Below are 23,231 nucleotides of genomic sequence, written 5' to 3' on the forward strand. Positions count from 1 at the left end.
GGCCCGAAGGTAGTACGGGGTCGCCGGCAGCCAGATGTGGAATCCTTTCAAGTTCAGGACCCGATCCGAAAGGACGCAGGAAGGTGACGAACCGCGCCTGAAGAAGCGCTCCTTCCTGCTTGAGATCGACGCCTGGATCGATTCCAGCCTGTATGAGTCCCGCTTCGCGGCCGGCGAGACCTGGGAGGAGATATTCCTCTTCTTCCGGCGCTTCCGCGTGCGCGGCGTCAAGCGCGTTTTCTTCGAACTCATGAGCGAGGGCATGACCCTTGGCGCCGGTGGCGCCGTGGTCATGCTGGCGCTCGCCCTGCCCGCCTCCGAAGAAGTCGCCGGCAACTGGCGCGAGCAGGACGAATTCGCCGTCGTCTTCCTCGACCGCTATGGAGCGGAAATCGGCCGGCGCGGTATCTTGCACTCCGACGCCGTTCCGATCGAGGAACTGCCCGACCACCTTGTCAAATCCGTACTCGCCACGGAAGACCGCCGCTTCTTCGACCATATCGGGCTCGATTTCATCGGCCTCGCCCGCGCGATGACGGAAAACGTGCGCGCCAACTCTGTGGTCCAGGGCGGATCGACGATCACCCAGCAGCTCGCCAAGAACCTCTTCCTGTCCAACGAACGAACGCTGGACCGCAAGATCAAGGAGGCCTTCCTCTCGATCTGGCTCGAAGCCAATCTGTCGAAAGAGGAGATCCTCAAGCTCTATCTCGACCGCGCCTATATGGGTGGCGGCACCTTCGGTGTCGCGGCCGCTGCAGAGTTCTATTTCGGCAAGGACGTGCGCGACATCAACCTGGCCGAAGCAGCGATGCTCGCCGGGCTGTTCAAGGCACCGGCGAAATACGCGCCGCACATCAATTTGCCGGCCGCCCGCGCACGCGCGAACGAGGTCCTGACAAACCTCGTGCAAAGCGGGTTCATGACCGAAGGTCAGGTGACCGGCGCGCGCCGCCATCCTGCCGATGTCGTGCTGCGCGCGGCCATCGACAGCCCCGACCACTTCCTCGACTGGGCCTTCGCGGAAGTGAAGGAGTACATGATCACCGAGCACCTGCCGAGCCGTTCGATCACGGTGCGCACGACGCTCGACCGCGACCTGCAGCGCGCGTCTGAAGAAGCCACCGAATTCTTCCTGCGCCAACAGGGCGCACGCTACAATGTTTCGGAATCGGCCGTCGTCTTGATCGAGAACAACGGCGCGGTTCGCGCCATGGTAGGCGGCCGGGACTACGGCGAGAGCCAGTTCAACCGTGCGACTGTCGCTGAACGCCAAGCTGGCTCCTCCTTCAAACCCTATGTCTATGCTGCGGCGCTGGAAAACAGCGACCTGACGCCGAACAGCGTGGTGCGCGACGGACCCGTGACATGGCGCGGATGGTCGCCGAAGAACTACGGGCGCTCCTTCTCCGGACGCGTCACGCTTGCCACGGCGCTGGCCAAGTCGATCAACACCGTGCCCGTACTGCTGGCCCGCGACTATCTGAAGGGCACGGACCAGATCGTCGATCTGACGCGTCGCATGGGCATCGTCTCGCCAATCATCAAGCACCACACGATGGTGCTCGGCACGTCAGGCATGACGGTGCTCGATCAGGCGACGGGCTACCTCACCTTTGCAAGCGGCGGCTATGCGCATCGCCGCCATGCCTTCACCAAGATCGTGAATTCTGCCGGCGACGTGCTCTACCAGCACGACGATGCCGAATTCGTGGGAGACCGCGTGCTATCGGAGAAGACGGCGATCGAGATGAACCAGATGCTCGCCAACGTGCCGGTCTGGGGAACAGGTCGGCGCGCCGCCTTGGAGATGACCACCGCTGCCGGCAAGACGGGGACGACCCAGTCCTATCGCGATGCCTGGTTCGTCGGATACACCGGCAATTTCACCGCTGCGGTCTGGTACGGCAACGACAATTACAAGCCGACAAACCGGCTGACGGGCGGCAGCCTCCCTGCGATGACCTGGCAGCGCATCATGACCTTCGCCCATACCGGCATCGAATTGCTGCCCATTCCCGGCGTCGATCCGCCCAAAGCCGAGCCGCAACCGAAGCCCGACGACGAGCAGATCGCAGACGCGAATGCGGAGCGGCCGCGGGTCCTGTCGCAGTCGCTGGCCGACTTCCTGCGCCAATTGGGCGATCGATTCGAAGACGCGACGCCACTCAATGCCGACGACATGACCGTTGCAAGCACACGGGTTGAATAATCCGTGCTACACGGCCAAACCGGTTGAGTTGCAGGCAGGGTTCCGCACGGCGCAGGCATGATTCGCGATCTGTCCACCTTTCTTTACGGCGTTGCCCTGGCCCTCGTGCTCGGGATCGGTTCGGCCACGTGGGCGACCGGGAACCTGCCCTTCCTGGGCACGCTCGCGATCAATGACTGGCACGCCAATCCGGCGATCGGCACCAACAATCCGGACCCCTATTCCCAGGCCTATTTCTCACGATCGGGCGGCCTTCCGCTCGCAGCTGCCGAAGGGCTGGCCTTCGTACGCCGCATCGATGACGACGGAGAGACCCTGAACGCCCGTTGCACCTATGTGATAGAGGGTGACACGCCGGGGGCAAGGCTATGGACACTTTACGTCTTGCGTGACGACGCGCCCTTGGCCTCTCCGCGCGAAGGGGTTCCGGTCGCGCTGCATTCCGGCTCCATACTCCGGTTTCGCGACGGGGATTTCGACATTCGCATCGCGCCGCTGCCGCAGCCGCGCAATTGGCTCTTCGCCGGCGCGAGCGGGCCATTCGCATTGGCGCTTTCACTGTACGACACCGCGATCGGCAGCGACACGGGCCTCGCTGATCTGCGCATGCCCGCCGTGAGAAAGCTCGGATGCGTCAATGATTAGATTCGTCTACACGAGCTTCGTCGGCCTGGTCGGTGCAGCGCTGGTGCATGTCGCCATCGTGCTGCTGCTGCCGCAATTGTCAGAGAATGACGTCTGGCGCCAAATCGAGGCGAATTCCGCACTCAACGACCCCGTGCGTCTCGACCGCTATGGTGTGGACCTCGTCGCGGCAAGGACCCTCGACCCGATGTTCGGCGTGATCGCCTGCCGTTACGATCTCGACAACGGGGTCTTCTCGATGACCGCGCCCGCGAGCGGGGACTTCTGGTCAGTCGCGGTGTTCGACGATCTCGGCCATATCGTGTTTTCCGCCAACGACCGCATCGTGGCTTCGGAAAATCTCAGCCTCGTCGTGGCCGCACCTCTGCAGATACGCGTCATGCAGGAAGCGCCGCGCGAGGTCTTCGCCGATTCAGTGATGGTAGAAGCAAAGCGCGACCAGGGCTTCGCCGTCCTTCGGATCTTCCGTCCGGACGAGACCTATGATCCTGTCGTGGCCGACTTCATCGAGCGTATCGACTGCAGTTCCACCGAGCTCTGAAACGCTCACGGCGCGAACCGGAAGCTGTTCCAGTCGGTTCAAACGCAGCCTGACTACTGTCTCGGCTCGCCGGCCTCGTCCTGCCCTTCGGCCGCATCCTTGCGCCCGGTCTGTTCATGCCAAACGCCGGTGAAAACAATCACCTTGCCGAATCGGCCGTCTCCATCCTTCCGGCTTGCCTTTCGGGCCGCCGGATCGGTACGCGGAACGAAGGCCGGGAACGCGACAACCTGTGCCATGTTCTTTTCCTCGCTCATTTTGCGACATCAAAAGACGTGACAGCTCATGGTTAACAACTTGCTAACGTTTTCGTCGTTACGGTCGTGGCTGTGTCGAAACGGAGCGACGATTGGCCATGACGCAGATGACCCGAACTTCCGAACCGTCCGCTGGTGACGCCATCGCGGTCACCGCCTGCCGCGAGTTCTGCGCGGCGCCGCGCCCCTCCAAGACGGACGCGACACGGCTCTCCGATCTGGTGCTCCCGCTCCTTCAGGCGATCGCGGACAAGAGCCGGCGCGAGATTGCCGCGCTGCTTGCCACCAATGAGAGCGCTCCGAAGCCGCTCCTGCTCGCGCTATGTGATTTCCCGGTCGCCATCTGTTCGCCGATCCTGACGCGCAGCAAGCGTCTCTCCGACGCCGAGCTCATGGCCATTCTCTCCCAGCATGGCGCCGAACACGCCCGCGCCATCGCACGGCGCAGCGACCTCGCCACTCCGATCGTCAACGCCCTTCGCATGATCGCGAACGAAGGCGTGGACCGCGCGCTGGACCTTCGCCAGCGCCTCGACAAGGCATTGCCGCCCGAGGAGGCCGAGGCCTTCGATCGTTTTCGACACGAGCTTCACGGCGAGATCGCCGCCCACGCCCGCGGCTTCAACGACATCTCCGTGGATGACCTCGTCATCGCGGCCCAAGATCCGAACCCTGGCGTGCTGCGCACGGCGGTCGCCGACGCGATTGCCATCACGCTCGTGAGCGCGAAGGGGCTCTGCGACAACCCGACCTCGCGCAACCTGATCTACATGCTGAAATTCCTGGGCGCGACGGCTGAACAGGGCGTGAAGTTGTTCTCCGCGCTCGCCCCAAAACTGGCGGAAGACCCCGCCGTGATCGCTCGTTTCAAGACTGTGTTCGATGAGGTCACCATCGAGCAATGCGTTCACAAGGTCTGGGACTGGCGCAGCGACGATTTGCTGGCGCTCGCAAGGGAGGCCCTGCCCGCCAACGACCGAGGCGTCGCTGGAGGCGAGAAACCGGGGCCGATGGCGAAGGTCGCCTGAGGCGATCACGCCACATCGAAGTATTCCGTCGGCTGCCGGCCGAAGAGTTCCAGTTCGACAACCCAGAAATCCGGATCAAATCGTGCCTCGCGCGCGAAGCGTTCGCTCAACTGCTCTTCGGTCAATGCTTCACCGATGCGCTCGAAGAGGCGGCCTCCGATGGCCGGGTGGTCACGCTCGGCCGCGATGCTCTGCGGCGCCTGCGCGTAGAGCGTAGTGCCGCCTGCAGCGCCCGCCGGCACGCAGATGAAGATCGCGCCCGCCGCCTCCGCGCCGCGGCGCAGAATCGCGGAAAAGCCGCCCTCGCCATTGACCCTGCGGATCAGGGCCGAGACGAACACGGCCGATGTCAATCGGCTGGTCACGATAACTTGCCGTCCGCTACTGGATCAGGCCAACGGTGCGCATCTTGTCGAGCAGCGTGCCGTCGATTTCGCCGTTCACCGGCAGTTGGAAAAGCGCCTGGAACTCGCGGATGGCGAGTTCGGTTTGCTCGCCGGCGATACCGTCCACGACGATGTCCGTGTTTCCGAAGGCGCGCAACGCTGCCTGCACCTTGACGACGTCGGCAGACGGGATGCGGTCCGGAAGCGGAACCGCACCGTCTCCGCTGGCAGCGCTCTCGATCAGTTCCGCCACGAGCTGCGACACGTCCGCCTCCTCGGCAGTTGATCGCTTCTCGGGGATGGCCGCCGTCACGCCGAGATTGTTGCGTAGCGACGTCATCAGGTCGGCTTCGCTCAGTTCGATGCCCCGCAGCCCGACCTTCTGCTTGTAAGTCTCGATCGCCGAATCCGTCACCGGTCCGCGCAATCCGTCGATCGTGCCCTGATAATATCCGAGCTTCGCCAGGAGCTCCTGAATCCCCGCGACTGTCGTGTCGGTCTCGGGAGCGGCAAGGTTGGCAGCCACTTCGCGCTCCGGTCGGATTTCCGGCACGGGGGCAACGGCGGGGATGATCGGACGCGTATCAGCCGACGGCGCCGGCTCGCTCGTTGCGAAACGCGTCACCGAAGGCTGAGGGGCCGGTGCCGCGGCCCTCGGTGCAGGAGCCTGTGCCACCAGAGCGGGCCTGGTCGCGAAGAAGGCCGAGGGATGCTGCTGTTCCTGGAAATAGACGGCGTTGGCCGTGAAGAACGTCATGGCAACGCAGAGCGCCGTAGCACCGCCCGCAACCGTCGGGTTGGCCGCGATGACACCGCCAAGGTTTTCTGCCGTTTCGCGCAACACCAAAAGAACCGTCATTTCCCTATCCTGCCAGTCGGACGATGCTTCCGTTCGTCCCGTTCTGCTTCCCGACGCGCGCCACCGAAGCGGTGCTGGCCCCGGTTTCGAGAGCGGTGGTGTCACCATCCTCGCCCTTGGGGATGAACGCTCGCACTTCGGTGCCCTCGCCGGGCTTGCTTTTCACATCAAGCGACCCGCCATGCAACTGAACCAAACCGCTGACAACCGTAAGACCAAGCCCGGTGCCTTCGCAACGGCGCGTATAGGCGTTGTCGACCTGGGCGAATGGCGCGCCGATAATCCCCAGTTCCGCGTCGGACATTCCGATGCCCGTATCGCAGACGGAAAGCACAAAGCCATCGTCGCACCGCTCGGTCGTCAGCGAGACGAGGCCACCTGAATCCGTAAATTTGATGGCGTTCGACAAGAGGTTGATCGCGATCTGCTTGATCGCGCGTCGATCCGCATCGGCCTGCTCGATCGGCGCGGTGGAGACCAATTCCAGCCTGACACCCTTCGCACCGGCCTGCGGCTGCAGCATCGAGACGCATTCCTGCGCCACAGTGTCCAGGTCGAAGGGCTCGCGATGGATCGCATAGGTGCCGGCATTGATCTTCGACACGTCGAGGATCGTGTTCACCACGTTCAGGAGGTGCACGCCGGAACTGTGGATCAGGTTCACATATTCGCGCTGGCGGTCATTGGCGAGCGATCCGAAGATGTCACGGCGCAGAATGTCCGAAAAGCCGATGATCGAATTGAGCGGTGTACGCAATTCATGGCTGACCGTGGCGAGAAACCGTTTCTGCATGTCGGACGGGCCGACCTCCACCTGCTCCTGCTGTGGCGCGGCCTTCTTCAGGGTCAGGGTGACGCCCTCGCCGCTCGGTGCGATATCGACGGCGAGCGACTGGAAGGATTGCGGTTCGCCCGGTGCCGCCAGATCGAGGCGCAATTCGAGATCCGCGCACGTCCTGCGCGTCTTCGACACGTCGGCGAGCGTCTCGAGAAAGGCGATCCGGTCGGCCAGATGAACATGATCGATGAAGGGACGGCGCGACCGTATCTGGCTCGCCATTTCCCCAATCGCACGCGCGACCGTGCCATCGCGCGTCAATTCAATACGCGTGTCTGTTTCGACGGTCTCCGAATCCACCTCACCGGTCGGCTCGTTCGCCAACAGCATACGGATACGAGTCGTGGTATCGCCTCGCGCAACGACCAGGAAGAGGATGAGTCCGCTCAACAGCGCGAGCGAGGGCGAAACGGCGACCAAGGCGCCGGCAAGTGCGCTCCAACTGGCGACGGCAAACAATCCGGCTTTCCACGGGGTCTGACTGATGCTGAGCCAGCCGAGGGCGAGGAACGGGATAGCGACATGCGTCAGTGCGATCGCAGTCGCGGCGCCATAGCTGCCCGGCAGACCGAGACCGCTGAGCGCGATGGTCGCGGGTGCGAGAACCAGCGCCGCGCCGGCGGCAAGGGCGATCAGCTTCTCAGCGATGACTACGGACATGGCGTCACCGTCGATGGCCGGATTTCGGACGGCAGCAACCGACCGTCGCGCCAGATCCTGGAGCGCCTTTTCATATCGGTCTTGGATGTTACGCAGAAACGCCAACTCATACACTCGCGAAGCGGTCTGAACGGCATACGACGCCGCAGATCCAGAATCGCACCTCACCTTTAATGAATGGATAAGCGAACCGCCCGGCGACGCAGGATTGCCTTCACAATCGCCCGAAGGAGGCTGCAGGAGGCCCAGATTTGACGTTATGGTTAACGGACGGTTCAGCCACCAACCGCTTGATCCAACGTCACTTTTCGCACTTGTGTGCAATTTGAGCAAAATCCGGCTCAAATCCCCCGCAATTGCCACTCAAACTCCCAATCACCACTATCGTATCGATGCACAGGGATTGCTGTCCAAAGACAGGGTTTGGTGGAAAACAATGCGTTTTCTCTTCAGGATGTTCATACTCGGCTTCATCGGCCTGGCGGTTTTGCCCGCCTTCGTTCCGGCTGCCTACCGGGATGCGGCCGCCGACAGGTCGCCCGACGCCGCGCCCGCCCCCTCCCCGTTCAAGGTCGCTGCGGTCGTTGGCGAAGCGGTCTCCGACATAAGGGGCATTTGCGATCGACGCCCGGATGTGTGCGAGACCGGCGGAGAGCTCTTCTCATACGCCGGCTCAAGGGCACGCGAGGGTCTCGTCATCGCCTATTCCATGTTCCGCCATGGTCATCCATCGATGAAGCAGGAAACGGCGACCGACGAACTCACACCCCGGCCGGCGGCCCTTGTCCCGAATGAAGGCTCCAACTAAGTAGCGTGCCATGTTCCGGCTCTCGTCGCCGGTGTTGCCAACGCTAGCCATCAGGCGCCAGCCATGCTCCCGAACCTGGAAACGATCCAAGACGATTTCGCCTTTCTGGACGATTGGGAGGACAAGTATCGTTACGTGATCGAACTCGGGCGCAGCCTGCCTGACATGCCGGATGCAGAGAAGACGGCAGAGAACAAGGTGCATGGCTGCGTCAGCCAGGTGTGGCTCGCCTCCACCGTGGAAGGCGCCGACGATCCGGTCGTGTCGTTTCGCGGGGATTCCGACGCCCATATCGTTCGCGGCCTCGTCGCCATCATGATCGCGGCGATGTCGGGTCGCAAAGCCTCGGAAATCGCCGGGTTCGACGCCGCGGCCCTCTTGAAGACGCTGGGACTTGAGGACAATCTCACGCCACAGCGCTCCAACGGACTGCGTGCGATGGTCGCCCGGATGAAGGATGAAGCCCGCGCTGCTGCCGAGGCCGCCTGACCTCAGCTCACGATGTTCGGCCGATAGCCCTCGCCTCCCCAATGCAGGATCCTGCCTGAACGACGCCGATGCGTCGCTTGCGGGTGATAGTGCCTGTCGAGCATGCCGAGCGCCGTCTTCAGCATCAGTTTCGCCGAACGACGCGGCCATGCTCGCTCCCGCTCGACCTGTTCCAAGCCCTTGAGAAAGCAGCAGATGTCAACAAGGGCCCCGCCCAGGTCAGGACCGACCGCCTCGATCGCCGCGTTCACCCGTTGCCGCGCTGCGAGCGCCCGATCCGTTAGATCGTTTGCAGCGCCTCCCGAACTCGAGCCGGACCGGGCGACCCGCGACATATCCCACGAAGCCGTGACGCGCGGCTGAAGCATGGCCTGCTCGAAATCCACCCGCAGCCTCTCCCCCGCCGCCAATTCCGCGCGGTCGAGCCAGGATTGGCCCTTCGCATGCCGCAGTCGCGCAAGTGCTGCGAGCGGTGATTCAGCGATGTTGATCACGACGCTTTCGCTGTGACCTTCAATCTCCAGATGCGCTTGCCGTAGAACGCGGTGCTGATCAGCAAGATCTACGGCGCCGGCCCGCCGAGCGGCCGAACGTCCGGACGCGGTCAGCCAGATCCATCGATCATCGCCCCGAGTCGAGATTGCAACGCTATCCATCCGCGCCATGGCTTCGATATCGGCGCTTCGGCACCGCACGGACCGCTCGCCCGGGAATTCGAGCAACTTGACTACCGGATCGCCCGTTTCACGCAACCTGGCGGGCGCCTTCGCCAACAACCGTAGGAAACGAAAGACGCGCTTTTCTGCCTTTCGGTCAGTCATCGGCGCGCACCGCGTGGTGGTCCAGCGAGAACGCCACGCTGATGAGCCTCTCGACGCGCGAGACAATCACATCGAAATCCTCGTCGTCACGCATGTCTTCGATCGTGTGACAGGCATGCACCACCGTGCTCTTGTCACGCCCGAAACCCGTTCCGACGGCCGTCATCTTCATTCCGAGCGTGACGTGAGCGACATACATGCCAATCTGGCGAACCCGAGAGACCGGCCTGGACGTCCTGTGAGGCGAACGCAGCTGGCGGCCGCTCACATTGAAGAAGATCGCAATCAGATCGATGATGCCGTCGCACATGGCGCTGGCTGTCGCCGGATCGCTGACGGTGGCGACAGGCGCGGCCCTCCGCGTCCTGCCGGTCTCGTCGAAGTCTCGGCACGTCGACTCGCGCATGACCGCGCAATCGACGCCCAGTGGAATATCAGCGAGTGCATCTGGCATTCATCTTCTCCGTAATAGGATTTTATTCCTACAACGGAAAAGACGTTGTTGAATAGATTTTCTCAATTCGGGGCCAGCATCCCCGGAATTCCGGGCCTCTTTGGATGCAAGAGGTGCGATGTGGCCGAGCGCTTATCCAACAGGTCGCGACCGCCCCTAGGCTCAGACGCAAGAGCCGCACAGGAGAGAAAGCGTCATGGACAGTGCGTCATCAAACGTCCCGTCGAACCGCAAGGTTGCAGCCTGCCGGCTGGCGAGCCGGCCTGCAGACTTGTTGGTGCTGGCCCGCGCTACGCGCGCTCAGCTCGCACACGCAACACCCCAGGATCTCGGCACATGGATCGACGGATTTGACATTGCGTTACGCCGCGAACACAGCAAGAGCCTATTACGCCACTGGTCCTACGACCTGAACCGGCACATCGCCCTGAAAGTGGCTCGCGACTGCCTCGTCACTGAACTCTCGTCACGCGCGAACAAGACAAAAGGGCAAAGAAAAAGCCGCGATTGAGGCCGCGGCTTTTGGAATCTTTCCGCGAGAGAAAGACGATCACTTGCCGCGCTTGCGGCCGAGGCCCATTTCACGAGCGAGTTTCGACCGCTGCGCCGCGTAGGACGGAGCGACCATCGGATAGTCGGCCGGCAGGCCCCACTTCTCGCGATATTCTTCCGGCGTCATGCCATAATGGCTCATGAGGTGACGCTTCAGCGACTTGAACTTCTGCCCGTCTTCCAGACAGATGATATAGTCGTCAGTGACCGAACGCTTCGGATTGACCGCCGGGCGCGGTTTCTCCTGCACTTCCTCGACGACGCCGCCAAGCGTCTTGCCGAGAGCCACATGGATTTCGGAGATGAGCCCGGGCAAATCCGCCGCCTGAACCGGATTGTTGCTCACATAAGCAGAGACAACATCCGCTGTCAGCTCGGCCAAAAGATCATTTTGCCCTGCATTCTCTGTCATATGGTATAGTCCTTTTTTTGTTGTTTTTGACGGCGCCTACTTAGTCGCGCCGAATCTGGTTATTCAACCCAAACCATATGTGACATCTATCACAACAAGTTGGAAACAAACAATAAAAAACATCACCCTTTTCAGCAACCAAAGGTTGCAATTGCTAGGAATTTCTAATGAACTAACGCTTAGGATGTATAAACGCACTCATACATTGCGTTTTGATTCGTTCATTTCATCCAATACAGAAGACTTCGCCAGCTCATAACCTACGACGTAAGCTGCCTTGGCAAGCAGATGCGCCGAAATCGGGGCGGTCAAAAGAAAAAAGGTGATCCCGGCCAGTGCACGGCTCACTGTGGCGGTGTCACCGGCGTGAACAGCGAGCGCAAGCAAAACGAGTCCCGAGCCAAGTGTACCGGCCTTGGAAGCTGCATGCATCCTCGAATAAATGTCAGGAAAACGCCATAAACCGACCGCGGCGACAAATGCAAAGAAAGTTCCGGCCAGTATTAACAGGCCTGCGATCACATTGATTGCGGTTTCCATGCCCTGCGCCTCCTATGTGCGCCCTGCGTCAGTTGTCTTCTCAGAAGCGTCGCTGCGGGCGCCACCTTCCGGCGACAGCGAGATTCCCGCACGCGGGTTGGACACCAGCCTCGGACGCCCCTCTTCCGCCTCCTCGATGCGGCCACGCGCCAGGATGAAGCGCGCGAAAGCGACAGTGGCGAGGAAGCCGACGAGGCCGAGCGCGATGGCGATGTCGAGGTAGAGCGTGTAGCCCGTCTTGATGCCCAGAACGGCAATAAAGCCGATCGCGACGGCCACCAGCATGTCGAGCGCCAGGATCCGGTCGGGCAGCGTCGGCCCGTATATCACCTTGACGACGGTGACGAGGAAGGTGACCGACAGAAAGGCCAGCGCGACGTGAACGGCGATATAGAGAAAGTCCGCAGACGACATCAGCGAAATGCCTCCAATATCTTGCGTTCGAAGCCGTCGGCGATGTCCTCACGGGCCTGATCGGGGTCAGAACAGTCCAGCGCGTGGACGTAGAGATAACGGCGGTCGTCGGACACATCGACCGACAGCGTACCGGGCGTCAGCGTGATCAGGTTCGCCAGAAGCGTGATCTCGAAATCGCGATCCACCTTGAGCGGGTAGGCGAAGATGCCGGGCTTGAGGTTCATGTTCGGCTTGAGCACAAGCTTCGCGACGCGCCAGGCGGACAGGACCAGTTCGTAGATGAACAGAGCAATCAGCGATCCCACGCGCCAGGCACGCGAGAAATAGCCCATCGAGCCAACCTGTTCGCGTATGAGCGAAAGCGCCAGCGCGCCGAGCGCAAAACCGAAGATCACGTTGATCAGGCTGAAGGAGCCAGTCACTGCGGCCCAAACCAAGGCCATCAGGACATTGACAAGGTAGAGGTTCATGGCTGCACCTCGCTCTCGATTGCGCCCGTCGGGAAGACCGAGTCGACATAGGCCTGCGGCGACAGGAGTTCACCCGCGATGCGGTCCGTGACCTGAACGAAAGGCTCGGGGTAGAAACCCACGGCGATCGTGAGGAAGGTCAGGCCAAGCAGCGAGCCAACCACAGCCTTGCTGCTTGCAGGTGCTGGCGTCTCGTCATCCGGGACCTGGCGTTCGCGCCAGAAGGCGAAGGCGAAAGTCCGGCCCACAGCGATCGTGGTCAGCAATCCTGTCACAAGGATGGCCAGGGCGAGCCACCAGGCCCCGACGTCGAGCGATGCCTTGACGAGAAACGCCTTCGGCCAGAGGCCAGAGAAGGGCGGCAGGCCCGAGACCGCCAGGAAAAGGACCAGGCCAACGCCCGCCAGCCACGGCGCCTGTGAATAAAGCCCGCCCGCTTCCCTTAGTGAGAAGCCCCTCATCCGCTCCCCCATGATCCCGGCGAGGAAATAGAGCGCTGTCATCACGACCATCGAATGGGCTGCGTAGAACACCGCGCCCGAGAGACCCGTGCGACTGCCCAGTGCGAGACCGGCCAGCATCATGCCAATGCCCGAAATGACCAGATAGCCGAGCATGCGCCGAATGTCGTTTTGGGCCAGTGCACCCATCGCGCCAAGCACCATGGTCGCGGCCGCCACCACCGCGATCGTGCCGGCGAGCAGGTCGCGCTCGACTTCGAACAGCATCAGGAAGATGCGAAGCAACGCGTAGATGCCCACCTTGGTCAGGAGGCCGGCGAACAGGCCGGACACGACGATCCGCGGGGTGTGATAGGAGGCCGGCAACCAGAAATTGACCGGGAAAGCCGCCGCCTTCATGGCGAATGCGAAGAGGAACATCGCTGCGATCGTGAAAAGCGGCCCGGCGTCACGTCGCTCCGCCACCTTTCGGGCAATGTCCGCCATGTTAAGCGTGCCGAGCGTACCGTAGAGATAGGCGACGGCGAGCAGAAACAGCGTGGTGGCGACGAGGTTCAGAAGCGCATATTTCGTCGCTCCGTCGAGCTGCTCACGCTCCGAGCCGAGAACCAAAAGCCCGAAGGAGCCGATCAACAGCACCTCGAACCAGACATAGAGGTTGAAGATGTCGCCGGTCAGAAACGCCGCGGTAACGCCCGCCATCATCAAGAGCAGGAAGGGATAGAAACCGTAGCGCCTCCCGGTCTGGTTCACGTCCTCCAGCGCATAGACGCCACCCGCCAGGCCGACGATCCCCGCGACGAGGGCGAAGGTTGCTCCGAGCATGTCGGCGGCGAAGGTGATGCCGAATGGCGGCAGCCAGCGTCCCATGGTCATCGCCACGGTGCCATTCTGCCAGACATGCCAGAACAGGCCGATATCGGCGGCGAGCATCAGGGCCAGTCCGGTGATGGCGATGGCCGGCTGGCGGCCCGTGTCCTTGCGCATCATCAGGCACAAAGCGCCGAAGACGAAGCCGATCACCAGCGGCGCGACCACAAGCCAATCGGCGAGCGGCGGCGCAGTCGTCACCATCGCTTCGGCAAGATCGACATTGATTTGGGTTTGTCCGGCCATGGGGTCTCAGTCTTGCGTCTCAGTAGCCAAGCGGCGGCGCCGGCTCGTCGCGCGGTTCGGCATCGCGCATCTCGTCGGTGTCGTCGGTTCCAAGCTCCTGGTAGCTGCGGAAAACGAGCACCAGCAGGAAAGCGAAGAAGGAAAAGGAAATCACGATGGCCGTCAGGACCAGCGCCTGCGGCAGAGGATTGGCGATGGCCACCTCCGGCATGGCCGCATGATCGGGAATGATCGGCGGCACTTCGCGCGTGATCCGACCCGTCGTGAAAATGGTCAGGTTGACCGCGTTTCCGAGGATCGCCACGCCGAGCAGAATGCGGATGATGTGGCGTGACAGCATCAGGTAGAATGCCGTGGCGAAGAAGACGCCCGTCATGATGGCGATCGCTGTCTCCATCAGTCGCGCTCCCTTTCCTCAAGCGCCAGCGCGGTCGAGGTGATCGATCCGAACACGACGAAGTAGACGCCGATGTCGAACAACATCGGTGTCGAAAGGGCGATCGGGACGCCGAAGAATGTCGGGGTCACCCACAGACCGGTCAGGAACGGCACGCCGGAGAAGATCGACAGCATGCCCGCGATGGCGGCCAACAACAGGCCAAAACCCGACAGCGCCATCGGGTGAAACCGGATGGCACGCCGCACCGGCGAGACGCCGAACGCGATACCGTAGATCGCCAGCGCGGAGGCGGCGATCAGGCCGCCGATGAAACCTCCGCCAGGCTGGTTGTGGCCGCGCAACAGAACGAAGACCGAAAACAGGATCATCAGGCTCGACAGGAACGGCGCGATGGTGCGGAAAATCAGCGTGCGCATGTCAGGCCATCTTTCCCGCTGCTTCGCCGGCCGGCGCCGGCGGCTCGCTCGACGACGAGCGCGAGCGCCGCGGCAGGACGCGGATCAGGGCCAGAATGGCGAGACCCGACGTCATCACCACGGCGATCTCGCCGAACGTGTCGATCCCGCGGAAGTCGACCAGGATCACGTTGACGATGTTTCGGCCATGCGCGATCTGGTAGGAATAGGTGTTGAAGAACTCCGTCAGCGACGCATCGAAATCGGTCTCAAGAACGCGCAGCAGCAGAAGCGTCAGCGCCCCGCCCGTCGCGGTGGCGATCGTTCCGTCGAGCACCATCTGGAACGGCGAACGATGGTCTTGCGGCGACAGGCGCAGTCGCGTCATCGCCAGGGCGAGGATGACCACCGACAGTGTTTCGACCATGAATTGAGTGAAGGACAGGTCCGGCGCGCCCATCAGCATGAAGAAGACCGCCACGGCGAAGCCCTGGATGCCGAGCGAGACGATCGCAGTCAGGCGGTTCTTCGCCCAGATCACCGCAAATTGGCCAAGCACGGCGATGAGGACGAGCAGCCATTCGTAGAAATAGAGCTTCGGGAACGCGAGGGCGTCCGGCCAGTCGCCAGCGATACCCATCGGAATGAGGATGGCGGCGGCGAGCATCACGAAGGTGGCGGTGATGTAGAACTCGAGCCGGCCGTTCTGGATCGTCTTCGTCACGGCGACGGAGAACTTCACGATGCCGACAATCGCCTGGTCAAAGCCCCGGTCCGGACCCCAGCCGATCGCCTCCAGCAACCCGGCCATGGCCGCGCGAAGGCGCGCAAGCGAGAGATAGAGCAGGACGCCAAGCACGATCGTCAGCAGTGACAGGTAGAAGGCGAGGCCCAGATGCGGAACGATCGTGATCGTGATGTGCGCCTCATGTCCCATGACCGCGCTTGCCATCGGGCCTGAGAAATACTCGTGGAACCATCCGGAAAACAGCGCGGCGAACAGGCTGCAAAGCGCCAGGATCGCGGGCCCGGCCAGGAGCAGGACCGGCCCTTCATGGGCGTGTTTCGGCGTTTCCACCTTCGGTCCCAGGAACGGTTTCAGCGCAACGGCAAACCCGATGACGAACATCAGGGCGTTGCCGGCGATCGCGACGATCGTGATCATGATCGACCAGGTGTCGCCATGGGCGAGGCCGGCATAGATCTCTTCCTTGGCGAGGAAGCCGACGAAGGGCGGCAGACCGCCCATGGAGATCGCGGCAAACAATGCGGCGAGGAAGGTGACCGGCATGGCGCGGGCGAGCCCGCCGAGCTTGGTGACGTCGCGCGTTCCGGCCTCGTGATCGACATTGCCGGCGACCATGAACAGGCCGCCCTTGAACATGGAATGAGCGATCAGATAGAGCACCGCGCCTTCGGCGGCCTTTTCCGAGCCGAAGCCGGTCAGCATCACCAGCAGACCAAGCGAAGCCATGGTGGTGTAAGCGAGCATCAGCTTCAGGTCGGTCTGGCGCGCGGCCAGCAGCGTGCCGGCGATCAGCGTGAAACCGCCGAAGATCGGCAGCACGGTCTCCCATGCCGCGGTCTCGCCCATCACCGGGTTGAGCCGCATCAGCAGGAACACGCCGGCCTTCACCATGGTGGCGGAATGAAGGTAGGCGGAAACCGGCGTCGGCGCCTCCATGGCGTTCGGCAACCAGAAATGGAACGGAAACTGCGCCGACTTCGTGAACGCGCCGCCAAGCACGAGAACGAATGCGGCGATGAAGAACGGGCTGTCGCGCAGCAGATCGCCGGTCGACAGCAGAAGCGACATCTCGCTGACGCCGGTGATGTTCCAGATGATCAGCAAGCCTGCCAGCAGGGACAAACCGCCCAGCCCTGTCACCACCAGCGCCTGGATCGCGGAGCGGCGCGAGCGCTCCTCGGCATGGTTGAAGCCGATTAGCAGGAAAGAGGTGATGGAGGTCAGTTCCCAAAAGACGAACAGCATCAGGAAGCTGTCCGACAGGACAAGCCCCTGCATCGCGCCCATGAACATCAGGATGAAGGAGAAGAACCGGCCCTGATGGCGATGGCCTTTCAGATAGCCGCCGGCATAAAGCACGATCAACGTGCCGATGCCGGTTATCAGCAGCACGAATGTCAGAGACAGCCCGTCAATCAGCCAGGAGAAATTGACATTGAACGACGGGATCCACGGATAGCCGCCGGTGAAGCGCTCACCGTGGGCCACGCCGTCGGCGAAGCCGAGGAAATGCACGAAGAGCAGCGCCGGAGCGGCGGCCAGCACCCATGCTGCGTTGTGTTTCAGATAACGGGTCAGGATCGGCGCGAACAACGCGGCGATGAAGGGAAGAAAGAGCGCGTAAAACGTCATAACAAGGGACGCACCCTCTCAGTCTGGAAAGAAAACAGGCAGCGCTGAGCTCATGAGATGCGGACCTAGGTCGGATTGTTGCGAAGCACAAGAGGTCGGCAGGTGAAACAAACCGGTTTTCAAGCACTTTTCTCGCCTTTCAAGCCGGTCGGCCCGAAAAGATGCATGACAGAAGCGTCAATTCGCCACACGGCACCCGGCGATTCGCAAACCGCTCCCTCGCCCCGCTTCGGCAACATCGCCTGACCGCCGGTCGCCGCTACTCGTCGAGCAGGTGCTCGTATCGCGCGTCGGTCAGGGTCTTCAAAAACGCGACAAGGGCATCGACGCGCTTGTCGTCAAGGGCGGGACCGTGGGTCAGTTCCTTCACCGCGAGCGTGTCAGGTACAGGCGGCGGCGCAAATGTTTCGCCTGTCTCCGGGTTGATCCGACGCGTCTCGGACTTGGTGTTGTACTGATTGTAGAACAGGATCACCGTGCGCAGGTCTTCGAACACGCCATTGTGCATGTAAGGCCCTGTCACCGCGACATTGCGCAGCGTCGGCGTGCGGAACTTGCCGCGTTCGCCCGGGTCGTCGATCGCCGGATTGGCCAGGAGACCGTCGTCCACCGTTCCCGGTTCGACGCCGTTCGTCTCACGCAACGCCAGGTTTTCCGGCGTGCCGATGTTGTGAAAGCGGTAATCCGAGAAGGTTTCCTGTCGGTCAATCGCGCTTGTTGCGAGCTGATGGCACAGGTTGCAGTTCGTGAACTGTTGCGAGAAGAACAGGACCCGCCCTAGTTCCTCCTGATCCGTCAGTTTCGCCTCCCCGCGCAGGAAGCGGTCGTATTTGGAATCGAACGGCGCGAAGCTTTCCGTACGCTCGAATGCCGCGATCGCGCGGGTCATCGCGTCATAGCCCGCCTCCGGGTCGTCGAGAACGCCATTGTCGAAGAACGCGTCGAAGGCGGCCGGATAGAGGGGGTTCTCGCGCAGCCGGTCAACCACTGCCGCCTTGTCCGGCATTCCCATCTCGATCGGGTTCAGGGGCGGACCGCCGGCCTGCTCCTCCAGGGTCGCGGCACGGCCGTCGAGAAACTGGCCGCCGACCCAGTCGCCATCGTCGTTGCGGTGGAATTCGGGGGAGAAGGCCGCATAGGCCGCCGTCGGCGCGTTCCGGTCGCCCAGCGAGACGCCGTCGTCGCCCGGAGACGCCATGCCGCGCGGATCGGTGAACGCGAATTCCGGGTCGTGGCAACTGGCACAAGCCTGGGTGCGGTTGGCCGAGAGGTTGGTGTCGAAGAAAAGGGCCTCGCCAAGCGCCTCAAGCGTCGCCGGCGGCACGTTTTCCGTCTGGCTCGCCGCCGCAATGGCGAGAAAGCAGGCCATGGCCGGCGCAAGAGCAGTTGCGATCGCGATGCGCCTCACGGCACGCCCCCTTTTATGACTGGATTTGTCATGTTTACGCCGGGCATTGTCCGGCAGAATTGATCCAAGTCAATCCTGCCGACGCCGGGAGGGCAGCGTGTGCGATCGGGTCAATGCGGACGCATGTAGCGCATATAGACCCAGCCGGTCTGCCACTGGCCGCTATTGGCCGGATCGTGCCAGACTTCGCACCATTTGTAGCGAACCACCTGGCGCTTCTGCCAGTCGGTCAGATGGGCGATGTCATCGAGCATCAGGCCGCCCTTGCAGCGGCCGGTCAGCGACAGGACGGTGCCGTTGGGATAAGCGCTTTCGATCTGCGAATAGGAGGCAGGCCAGCGGCGGACGTTGAGGACATCGCCCCACGGCACGTTGGTGACTTCCCAAGCGTGAAAGACGGATGCCTTCGACGGAAGGCTGGTGGCAAGGGCTGCAACCGTGACGGCCAGCGCGATCGGGATGGATTTCAGTTTCATGGTTTCCTCCGGACTTGGACGAGGGGCTTCTATCGTTGCCTTCGATCTATCAGCCCCTTGCTGAACCGGCCCCGATCATGCCGTTCAGTCCGCGTTCATGCCGTGACGCCGCGCACATGCCGGGCGACGCCACGGCGTCGGCGCGCCTATTTCGCCGCGTACATCCTGGCGGCATGGGCGTCATCGATCGCTCTCGCCGCCTTGTAGGCGTCGCGGCCCCGCAATCGCTCGGCATAGGCGGCCAGTTCATCGCGCTTCGGCAGCAGCCCGAAGGCCAGCCCCCAGACGACCTGTGAGCCGACATAGATGTCGGCGGCCGTGAACCGGTCGCCGCAGACATAGGCCCGGTCCCTCAGAAAGCCCGACAGCACCTCGACCGTGAGGTCGTAATTGCCGAAGCCCAGCCGACCGTATGACTGCGGATCGAGCCCCTCGTCCCATTTGAAGGCGTGGGTGGTGACTGCCTGTTCGACAGGTCCGGCCGCAAAGAAGCTCCAGCGCAGATAGTCCGCCTTTTCAGACAGGCCTTGGGGCAGCAGCCCTGCATCCGGGAACGCTTCCGCCAGATAGAGGCAGATCGCGGCGGCCTCGGTGACCGTGCGGCCGTCATGGACGATCGCCGGCACCTTGCCCATCGGATTGATGTCGCGATACGCCTGTTTCATGTCGGGTCCGTAACCGAGAATGTGCTCGTCGTAATCGGCGCCAGCCTCGTGCAGCGCCCAGCGCGCGATCTGCCCGCGACTCATCGGATTGGTGTAGAACTGGATCTTCTCGGTCATGCAGGATCTCCTGGAACGGTTCGCCGCATACAACCGAAGCGGGCGCCAGCGCGCAACGGCGATTTCGTGCCGCTGGAACCCCTCCTGACACGACTGTCAGGAGCGCGCCCGTCATCGTCATTTCGCACCCGGTCGCGCGGCGGGGTTGAAGTCGGCCCGTCAATCGATACATCTGCGGAAAGCCTTTTGCGCCGACCACCGCCTTGCCCGGCCCTCGGCTCCCGATCAATCCGCAAAGCCGCATACCGGAGGCCCGATGCCCAGCCCGTTCAAGACCCAGCAAACGGCGCCCCTCGCCGACAAACGTCCCGTGTCCGACACCCGCCACGGCATCACCCGCACGGACGATTACGCTTGGCTGCGTGCCGACAACTGGCAGGAGGTCTTCAAGGACACGAGCGTTCTCGACGCGGACATCCGCGCGCATCTGGAGGCCGAGAACGCCTATCAGGACGCCCTGATGGCGGATACGAAGGACCTGCAGAAGGTCCTGTTCGAGGAGATGAAGGGCCGCATCAAGGAAGACGATTCCGCCGTCCCCTCGCCCGACGGGCCATGGGCCTACGGATCGTCCTACAAGAAGGGCGGCCAGCAGCCGCGCTTCGAGCGCATGCCGCGGGACAAGACCGCAGAGGCGCTACGCGACCAGCGGACGATCATCCTCGACGGCGACGAGGAAGCCGAGGGCAAGGCCTATTTCCGCATCTCGGCGGCGGATCATTCGCCGGACCATTCCAAGCTGCTATGGGGCTATGACGACAAGGGCTCGGAGTTCTTCCGCCTGCGTGTGCGCGACCTCGAGACGCTGGCCGACAGCGACGACGACATCGCGGACACGGTCGGCGGCGGTGTCTGGGACGCGGCCTGCGAAGGCGTGTTCTACGCCAAGCTCGACGCCAATCACCGCCCGTCGAAGCTCTATTACCACAAGCTCGGCACGCAGCAGTCCGAGGACCGCCTGATCTTCGAGGAGCCCGATGCCGGTTTCTTCATGGGCGCGGGCGGCAGCCGGCTGAACGACTTCGTCTACATCAACATCCACGACCACGAGACCAGCGAATATCTGCTGCTGCGCGCCGACGATCCGCTGGCCGCGCCGGTCCTGGTCGCGAAACGCGAGACCGGCGTGGAATATGAGATGGACTCGGGCGGCGACGTCTTCTTCATCCTGACCAATGCCGACGGCGCCAAGGACTTCAAGATCATGACCGCGCCGGTCGACGCGCCGCAGAAGGAGAACTGGACCGAACTCGTCGCCCACAAGCCGGGCCGGCTGATCCTCTCGGTGCAGGCCTACGCGAATTTCGTCGTCTGGCTGGAGCGCGAGAACGGATTGCCGCGCATCGTCGTGAAGGATCGGGCAAGCGGCGAGGAACATGCCATCGCCTTCGAGGAGGAAGCCTATTCGCTCGGGCTGGCAGGGTCCTACGAATACGACACCGACGTCATCCGCTTCTCCTACTCCTCCATGACGACGCCCTCTCAGGTCTTTGACTACGACATGCGGACGCGCGAGCGCGCGCTGTTGAAGACGCAGGAAGTGCCGTCGGGCCACGATCCCGACGACTATGTCACGCGGCGCATCCTCGCACCGTCGCACGACGGCGCCCAAGTGCCCGTCACGCTGCTGCATCGCAAGGACACACCGCTCGACGGATCGGCGCCATGCCTGCTCTATGGTTACGGTTCCTACGGCATTTCGATCCCCGCCTCGTTCAACACGAACTGCCTGTCGCTTGCCGATCGCGGCTTCGTCTACGCGATCGCGCATATTCGCGGCGGCAAGGACAAGGGGTTCGCCTGGTACGAAGACGGCAAGCGCGCCGCCAAGCAGAACACCTTCAAGGATTTCGTCGCCGTGGCCCGCCATCTGGCCGCGGAAAAATACACATCTGCGGACCGCATCGTCGCGCAGGGCGGTTCGGCCGGCGGAATGCTGATGGGCGCGGTCGCCAACATGGCGCCGGACGCCTTCGGCGGGATCATCGCCGAGGTGGCTTTCGTCGACGTGCTGAACACGATGCTCGACGACACGCTGCCGCTGACTCCACCGGAATGGCCCGAATGGGGCAACCCGATCGCCTCGCCGGACGATTACAGGACCATCGCGGCCTATTCGCCCTATGACAACGTCACCAAGGCCGCCTATCCGTCCATCCTCGCCGTTGCCGGCCTGACCGATCCGCGCGTCACCTATTGGGAGCCGGCGAAGTGGATCGCCAAGCTGCGTGCGCTGAACCCCGAGGCGGGGCCGTTCCTGCTCCAGACGCACATGGATTCAGGCCATGGCGGCGCGTCGGGCCGCTTCTCGCGGCTCGAGGAGATCGCGTTCGGCTATGCATTCGCGCTGAAGGTGACCGGATCAGCCGGGCAATGACCTGTCCGGCTCACGTCCGGTACCGGTCGTGGCGGTGCGGCGAAAGCGTTGACGGTAGCGCGCGAGCGTGGTGCCGGTCTTCCGCTTGAACAATCGGCGGAAGAAGGCCGGTTCCTCGTAGCCGACCTCACGGCCGATCTGGTCCGTCGGCATGTCGCTCGTCTCCAGGAGATGCTTGGCCTCCTCGACACGCAGTGACTGCACGTAATCGATCGGCGCGAAGCCCGTCGCCGCCTTGAAGCGCCGCTTGAAGGTCCGCTCGTTCAGGCCGGACAGCGCCGCCATCCGGGCGACTGGGGCAGGATCGTCGTAGTGGGCACCGACCCATTCCTGGCACTTGCCGATCACCGCGTCCTCGTGCTGGCGCGGCAACATCGCAGCAAAGGGCAGTTGCCCCTCGCTGCGGTCGCCGAGCAGATAGACCTTCGCCGCGCGGCGCGCCTCCTCCTCGCCGGCATAGCGGGCGATCAAGTAGAGGAGAAGGTCCTGCCAAGCCGACATGCCGCCGGCCGTGATGATCCGGTGCTCCTTGCCCGCCGGCTGCAGTATCCTCTCCGGCCTCAGCAGCACGCCCGGGAAACACTGAGTCATGATGCCGACCGCCATCCAGTGCGTCGTCGCCTCGATGCCGTCGAGCAATCCCGCTCTCGCCAAGAGCACCGCGCCCGTGCAGACGGAGCAGATCGTCGCTCCCGCCGCGTATTGGCGGGACAGCCATTCGGCGACCTCCGGCCAGGCCTCGCGCGGATCGCAGTCCGGGCGGATGTCTATGTCGGTGACGATGACGAGATCGAACACGTCATCCGACACGACCGATCGCCCCGGCGTTACCGGCACGCCCACCAGCGTGCAGAAGGGCTGATCGTCGACCGCCACGAGTTCGACCTCGAAACGCGGGAACACCTGCCCGTCGCCCATCACCTGCTGCCAGACGACTCCGACCGAGGACAGGATTTCGAACATCCCGTACATCGCCGTGGGGGTCGTTTCCGGCAGTGCGAGGATCGCGGTGCGGATCCGTGCCTTCGTGTTTTCGTCGGCCATGGG

General features: G+C 62.9%; 26 protein-coding genes. 8 read left to right on the top strand and 18 right to left on the bottom strand.

Translation table 11 applies throughout. From position 1 onward, the window contains the following. Positions 1-34: 34 nt before the first annotated feature. From MRY80_RS00655 to MRY80_RS00665, 3 genes are read left to right on the top strand one after another with little or no spacing between them, the layout of a single operon-like run. The gene (locus MRY80_RS00655; protein WP_293286882.1) at positions 35-2,212 is read left to right on the top strand and encodes a PBP1A family penicillin-binding protein; all 2,178 of its coding nucleotides are present in this window, start codon (positions 35-37) and stop codon (positions 2,210-2,212) included. A 57-nt stretch (positions 2,213-2,269) separates the two neighbouring features. Next, positions 2,270-2,857, top strand: a complete 588-nt coding sequence (locus MRY80_RS00660; protein WP_293286884.1) for a DUF1214 domain-containing protein — start codon at positions 2,270-2,272, stop codon at positions 2,855-2,857. After that, entirely contained in the window at positions 2,850-3,398 is a 549-nt protein-coding gene (locus MRY80_RS00665; RefSeq protein WP_293286886.1) for a hypothetical protein, read from the top strand. Before MRY80_RS00660 ends, MRY80_RS00665 begins: the two co-directional genes overlap by 8 nt. 53 nt (positions 3,399-3,451) lie before the next feature. On the opposite strand, the gene MRY80_RS00670 is transcribed toward MRY80_RS00665, so the two are convergent. Continuing rightward, positions 3,452-3,637 carry a hypothetical protein gene (locus MRY80_RS00670; protein ID WP_293286888.1) on the bottom strand — a complete coding sequence of 62 codons (186 nt, stop codon included), beginning with the start codon at positions 3,635-3,637 and terminating at the stop codon, positions 3,452-3,454. Between the two features lie 116 nt (positions 3,638-3,753). On the opposite strand from MRY80_RS00670, the gene MRY80_RS00675 reads away from it, so the two are divergent. After that, positions 3,754-4,683 carry a DUF2336 domain-containing protein gene (locus MRY80_RS00675; protein ID WP_293286890.1) on the top strand — a complete coding sequence of 310 codons (930 nt, stop codon included), beginning with the start codon at positions 3,754-3,756 and terminating at the stop codon, positions 4,681-4,683. A 5-nt stretch (positions 4,684-4,688) separates the two neighbouring features. Here MRY80_RS00675 and MRY80_RS00680 read toward each other — a convergent pair whose 3' ends face one another. The 3 genes from MRY80_RS00680 to MRY80_RS00690 are packed head-to-tail and all read right to left on the bottom strand — an operon-like array spanning position 4,689 to position 7,789. Continuing rightward, positions 4,689-5,048 (bottom strand): DUF1491 family protein, encoded by a 360-nt coding sequence (locus MRY80_RS00680; protein ID WP_293286892.1) that lies wholly within the window; start codon positions 5,046-5,048, stop codon positions 4,689-4,691. Between the two features lie 16 nt (positions 5,049-5,064). After that, positions 5,065-5,928, bottom strand: a complete 864-nt coding sequence (locus tag MRY80_RS00685; RefSeq protein ID WP_293286894.1) for a peptidoglycan-binding protein — start codon at positions 5,926-5,928, stop codon at positions 5,065-5,067. A 4-nt stretch (positions 5,929-5,932) separates the two neighbouring features. After that, entirely contained in the window at positions 5,933-7,789 is a 1,857-nt protein-coding gene (locus MRY80_RS00690; RefSeq protein WP_293286896.1) for a HAMP domain-containing sensor histidine kinase, read from the bottom strand. A gap of 73 nt (positions 7,790-7,862) precedes the next feature. On the opposite strand from MRY80_RS00690, the gene MRY80_RS00695 reads away from it, so the two are divergent. Beyond that, entirely contained in the window at positions 7,863-8,234 is a 372-nt protein-coding gene (locus MRY80_RS00695; RefSeq protein WP_293286898.1) for a DUF5330 domain-containing protein, read from the top strand. Positions 8,235-8,297: 63 nt separating this feature from the next. Then, positions 8,298-8,723, top strand: a complete 426-nt coding sequence (locus MRY80_RS00700) for a SufE family protein (RefSeq protein WP_293286900.1) — start codon at positions 8,298-8,300, stop codon at positions 8,721-8,723. 2 nt (positions 8,724-8,725) lie between these two features. On the opposite strand, the gene MRY80_RS00705 is transcribed toward MRY80_RS00700, so the two are convergent. Further along, on the bottom strand, positions 8,726-9,544 hold the full coding sequence (locus MRY80_RS00705) for a DUF6456 domain-containing protein (RefSeq protein ID WP_293286902.1): 819 nt from the start codon (positions 9,542-9,544) through the stop codon (positions 8,726-8,728). Continuing rightward, a complete protein-coding gene (locus MRY80_RS00710) occupies positions 9,537-9,998 on the bottom strand; it encodes a helix-turn-helix domain-containing protein (protein ID WP_293286904.1) in 462 nt (153 codons plus the stop codon). The genes MRY80_RS00705 and MRY80_RS00710 overlap by 8 nt, the downstream gene beginning before the upstream one ends. Positions 9,999-10,194: 196 nt before the next feature. Here MRY80_RS00710 and MRY80_RS00715 point away from each other — a divergent pair, with 196 nt between their 5' ends. Next, a complete protein-coding gene (locus MRY80_RS00715) occupies positions 10,195-10,509 on the top strand; it encodes a hypothetical protein (RefSeq protein ID WP_293286906.1) in 315 nt (104 codons plus the stop codon). A gap of 39 nt (positions 10,510-10,548) precedes the next feature. On the opposite strand, the gene MRY80_RS00720 is transcribed toward MRY80_RS00715, so the two are convergent. The 11 genes from MRY80_RS00720 to MRY80_RS00770 all read right to left on the bottom strand — a co-directional run bounded on the left by MRY80_RS00720 (position 10,549) and on the right by MRY80_RS00770 (position 19,807). Further along, positions 10,549-10,962 (bottom strand): MucR family transcriptional regulator, encoded by a 414-nt coding sequence (locus tag MRY80_RS00720; RefSeq protein ID WP_293286908.1) that lies wholly within the window; start codon positions 10,960-10,962, stop codon positions 10,549-10,551. A 198-nt stretch (positions 10,963-11,160) separates the two neighbouring features. After that, positions 11,161-11,502 carry a monovalent cation/H(+) antiporter subunit G gene (gene mnhG, locus MRY80_RS00725; protein WP_293286910.1) on the bottom strand — a complete coding sequence of 114 codons (342 nt, stop codon included), beginning with the start codon at positions 11,500-11,502 and terminating at the stop codon, positions 11,161-11,163. Positions 11,503-11,514: 12 nt separating this feature from the next. Continuing rightward, positions 11,515-11,916, bottom strand: a complete 402-nt coding sequence (locus tag MRY80_RS00730; RefSeq protein WP_293286912.1) for a cation:proton antiporter — start codon at positions 11,914-11,916, stop codon at positions 11,515-11,517. After that, positions 11,916-12,389 carry a Na+/H+ antiporter subunit E gene (locus MRY80_RS00735; protein WP_293286914.1) on the bottom strand — a complete coding sequence of 158 codons (474 nt, stop codon included), beginning with the start codon at positions 12,387-12,389 and terminating at the stop codon, positions 11,916-11,918. The genes MRY80_RS00730 and MRY80_RS00735 overlap by 1 nt, the downstream gene beginning before the upstream one ends. Then, a complete protein-coding gene (locus MRY80_RS00740; protein ID WP_293286916.1) occupies positions 12,386-13,966 on the bottom strand; it encodes a Na+/H+ antiporter subunit D in 1,581 nt (526 codons plus the stop codon). The genes MRY80_RS00735 and MRY80_RS00740 overlap by 4 nt, the downstream gene beginning before the upstream one ends. Positions 13,967-13,985: 19 nt before the next feature. Further along, positions 13,986-14,363, bottom strand: a complete 378-nt coding sequence (locus MRY80_RS00745; protein ID WP_293286918.1) for a Na+/H+ antiporter subunit C — start codon at positions 14,361-14,363, stop codon at positions 13,986-13,988. Then, positions 14,363-14,782 (bottom strand): Na+/H+ antiporter subunit B, encoded by a 420-nt coding sequence (locus MRY80_RS00750; protein WP_293286920.1) that lies wholly within the window; start codon positions 14,780-14,782, stop codon positions 14,363-14,365. The genes MRY80_RS00745 and MRY80_RS00750 overlap by 1 nt, the downstream gene beginning before the upstream one ends. A 1-nt stretch (position 14,783) precedes the next feature. Further along, positions 14,784-17,141 carry a putative monovalent cation/H+ antiporter subunit A gene (locus MRY80_RS00755; protein ID WP_293286922.1) on the bottom strand — a complete coding sequence of 786 codons (2,358 nt, stop codon included), beginning with the start codon at positions 17,139-17,141 and terminating at the stop codon, positions 14,784-14,786. Positions 17,142-17,400: 259 nt separating this feature from the next. Then, positions 17,401-18,510 carry a cytochrome c peroxidase gene (locus tag MRY80_RS00760; protein WP_293287217.1) on the bottom strand — a complete coding sequence of 370 codons (1,110 nt, stop codon included), beginning with the start codon at positions 18,508-18,510 and terminating at the stop codon, positions 17,401-17,403. A gap of 149 nt (positions 18,511-18,659) precedes the next feature. Next, complete coding sequence (locus tag MRY80_RS00765) at positions 18,660-19,025, bottom strand: SH3 domain-containing protein (RefSeq protein ID WP_293286924.1); 366 nt, start codon at positions 19,023-19,025, stop codon at positions 18,660-18,662. 146 nt (positions 19,026-19,171) lie between these two features. After that, positions 19,172-19,807, bottom strand: a complete 636-nt coding sequence (locus MRY80_RS00770; RefSeq protein WP_293286926.1) for a glutathione S-transferase family protein — start codon at positions 19,805-19,807, stop codon at positions 19,172-19,174. Positions 19,808-20,063: 256 nt separating this feature from the next. Here MRY80_RS00770 and MRY80_RS00775 point away from each other — a divergent pair, with 256 nt between their 5' ends. Then, a complete protein-coding gene (locus tag MRY80_RS00775) occupies positions 20,064-22,184 on the top strand; it encodes a S9 family peptidase (protein WP_293286928.1) in 2,121 nt (706 codons plus the stop codon). Here the strand turns inward: MRY80_RS00775 and MRY80_RS00780 are convergent. Next, entirely contained in the window at positions 22,170-23,228 is a 1,059-nt protein-coding gene (locus MRY80_RS00780; protein WP_293286930.1) for a helix-turn-helix domain-containing protein, read from the bottom strand. The genes MRY80_RS00775 and MRY80_RS00780 overlap by 15 nt on opposite strands. Positions 23,229-23,231 lie beyond the last annotated feature (3 nt).

The organism is Oricola sp. (assembly GCF_022763245.1).
In the GTDB taxonomy this organism is placed as follows: domain Bacteria; phylum Pseudomonadota; class Alphaproteobacteria; order Rhizobiales; family Rhizobiaceae; genus Oricola.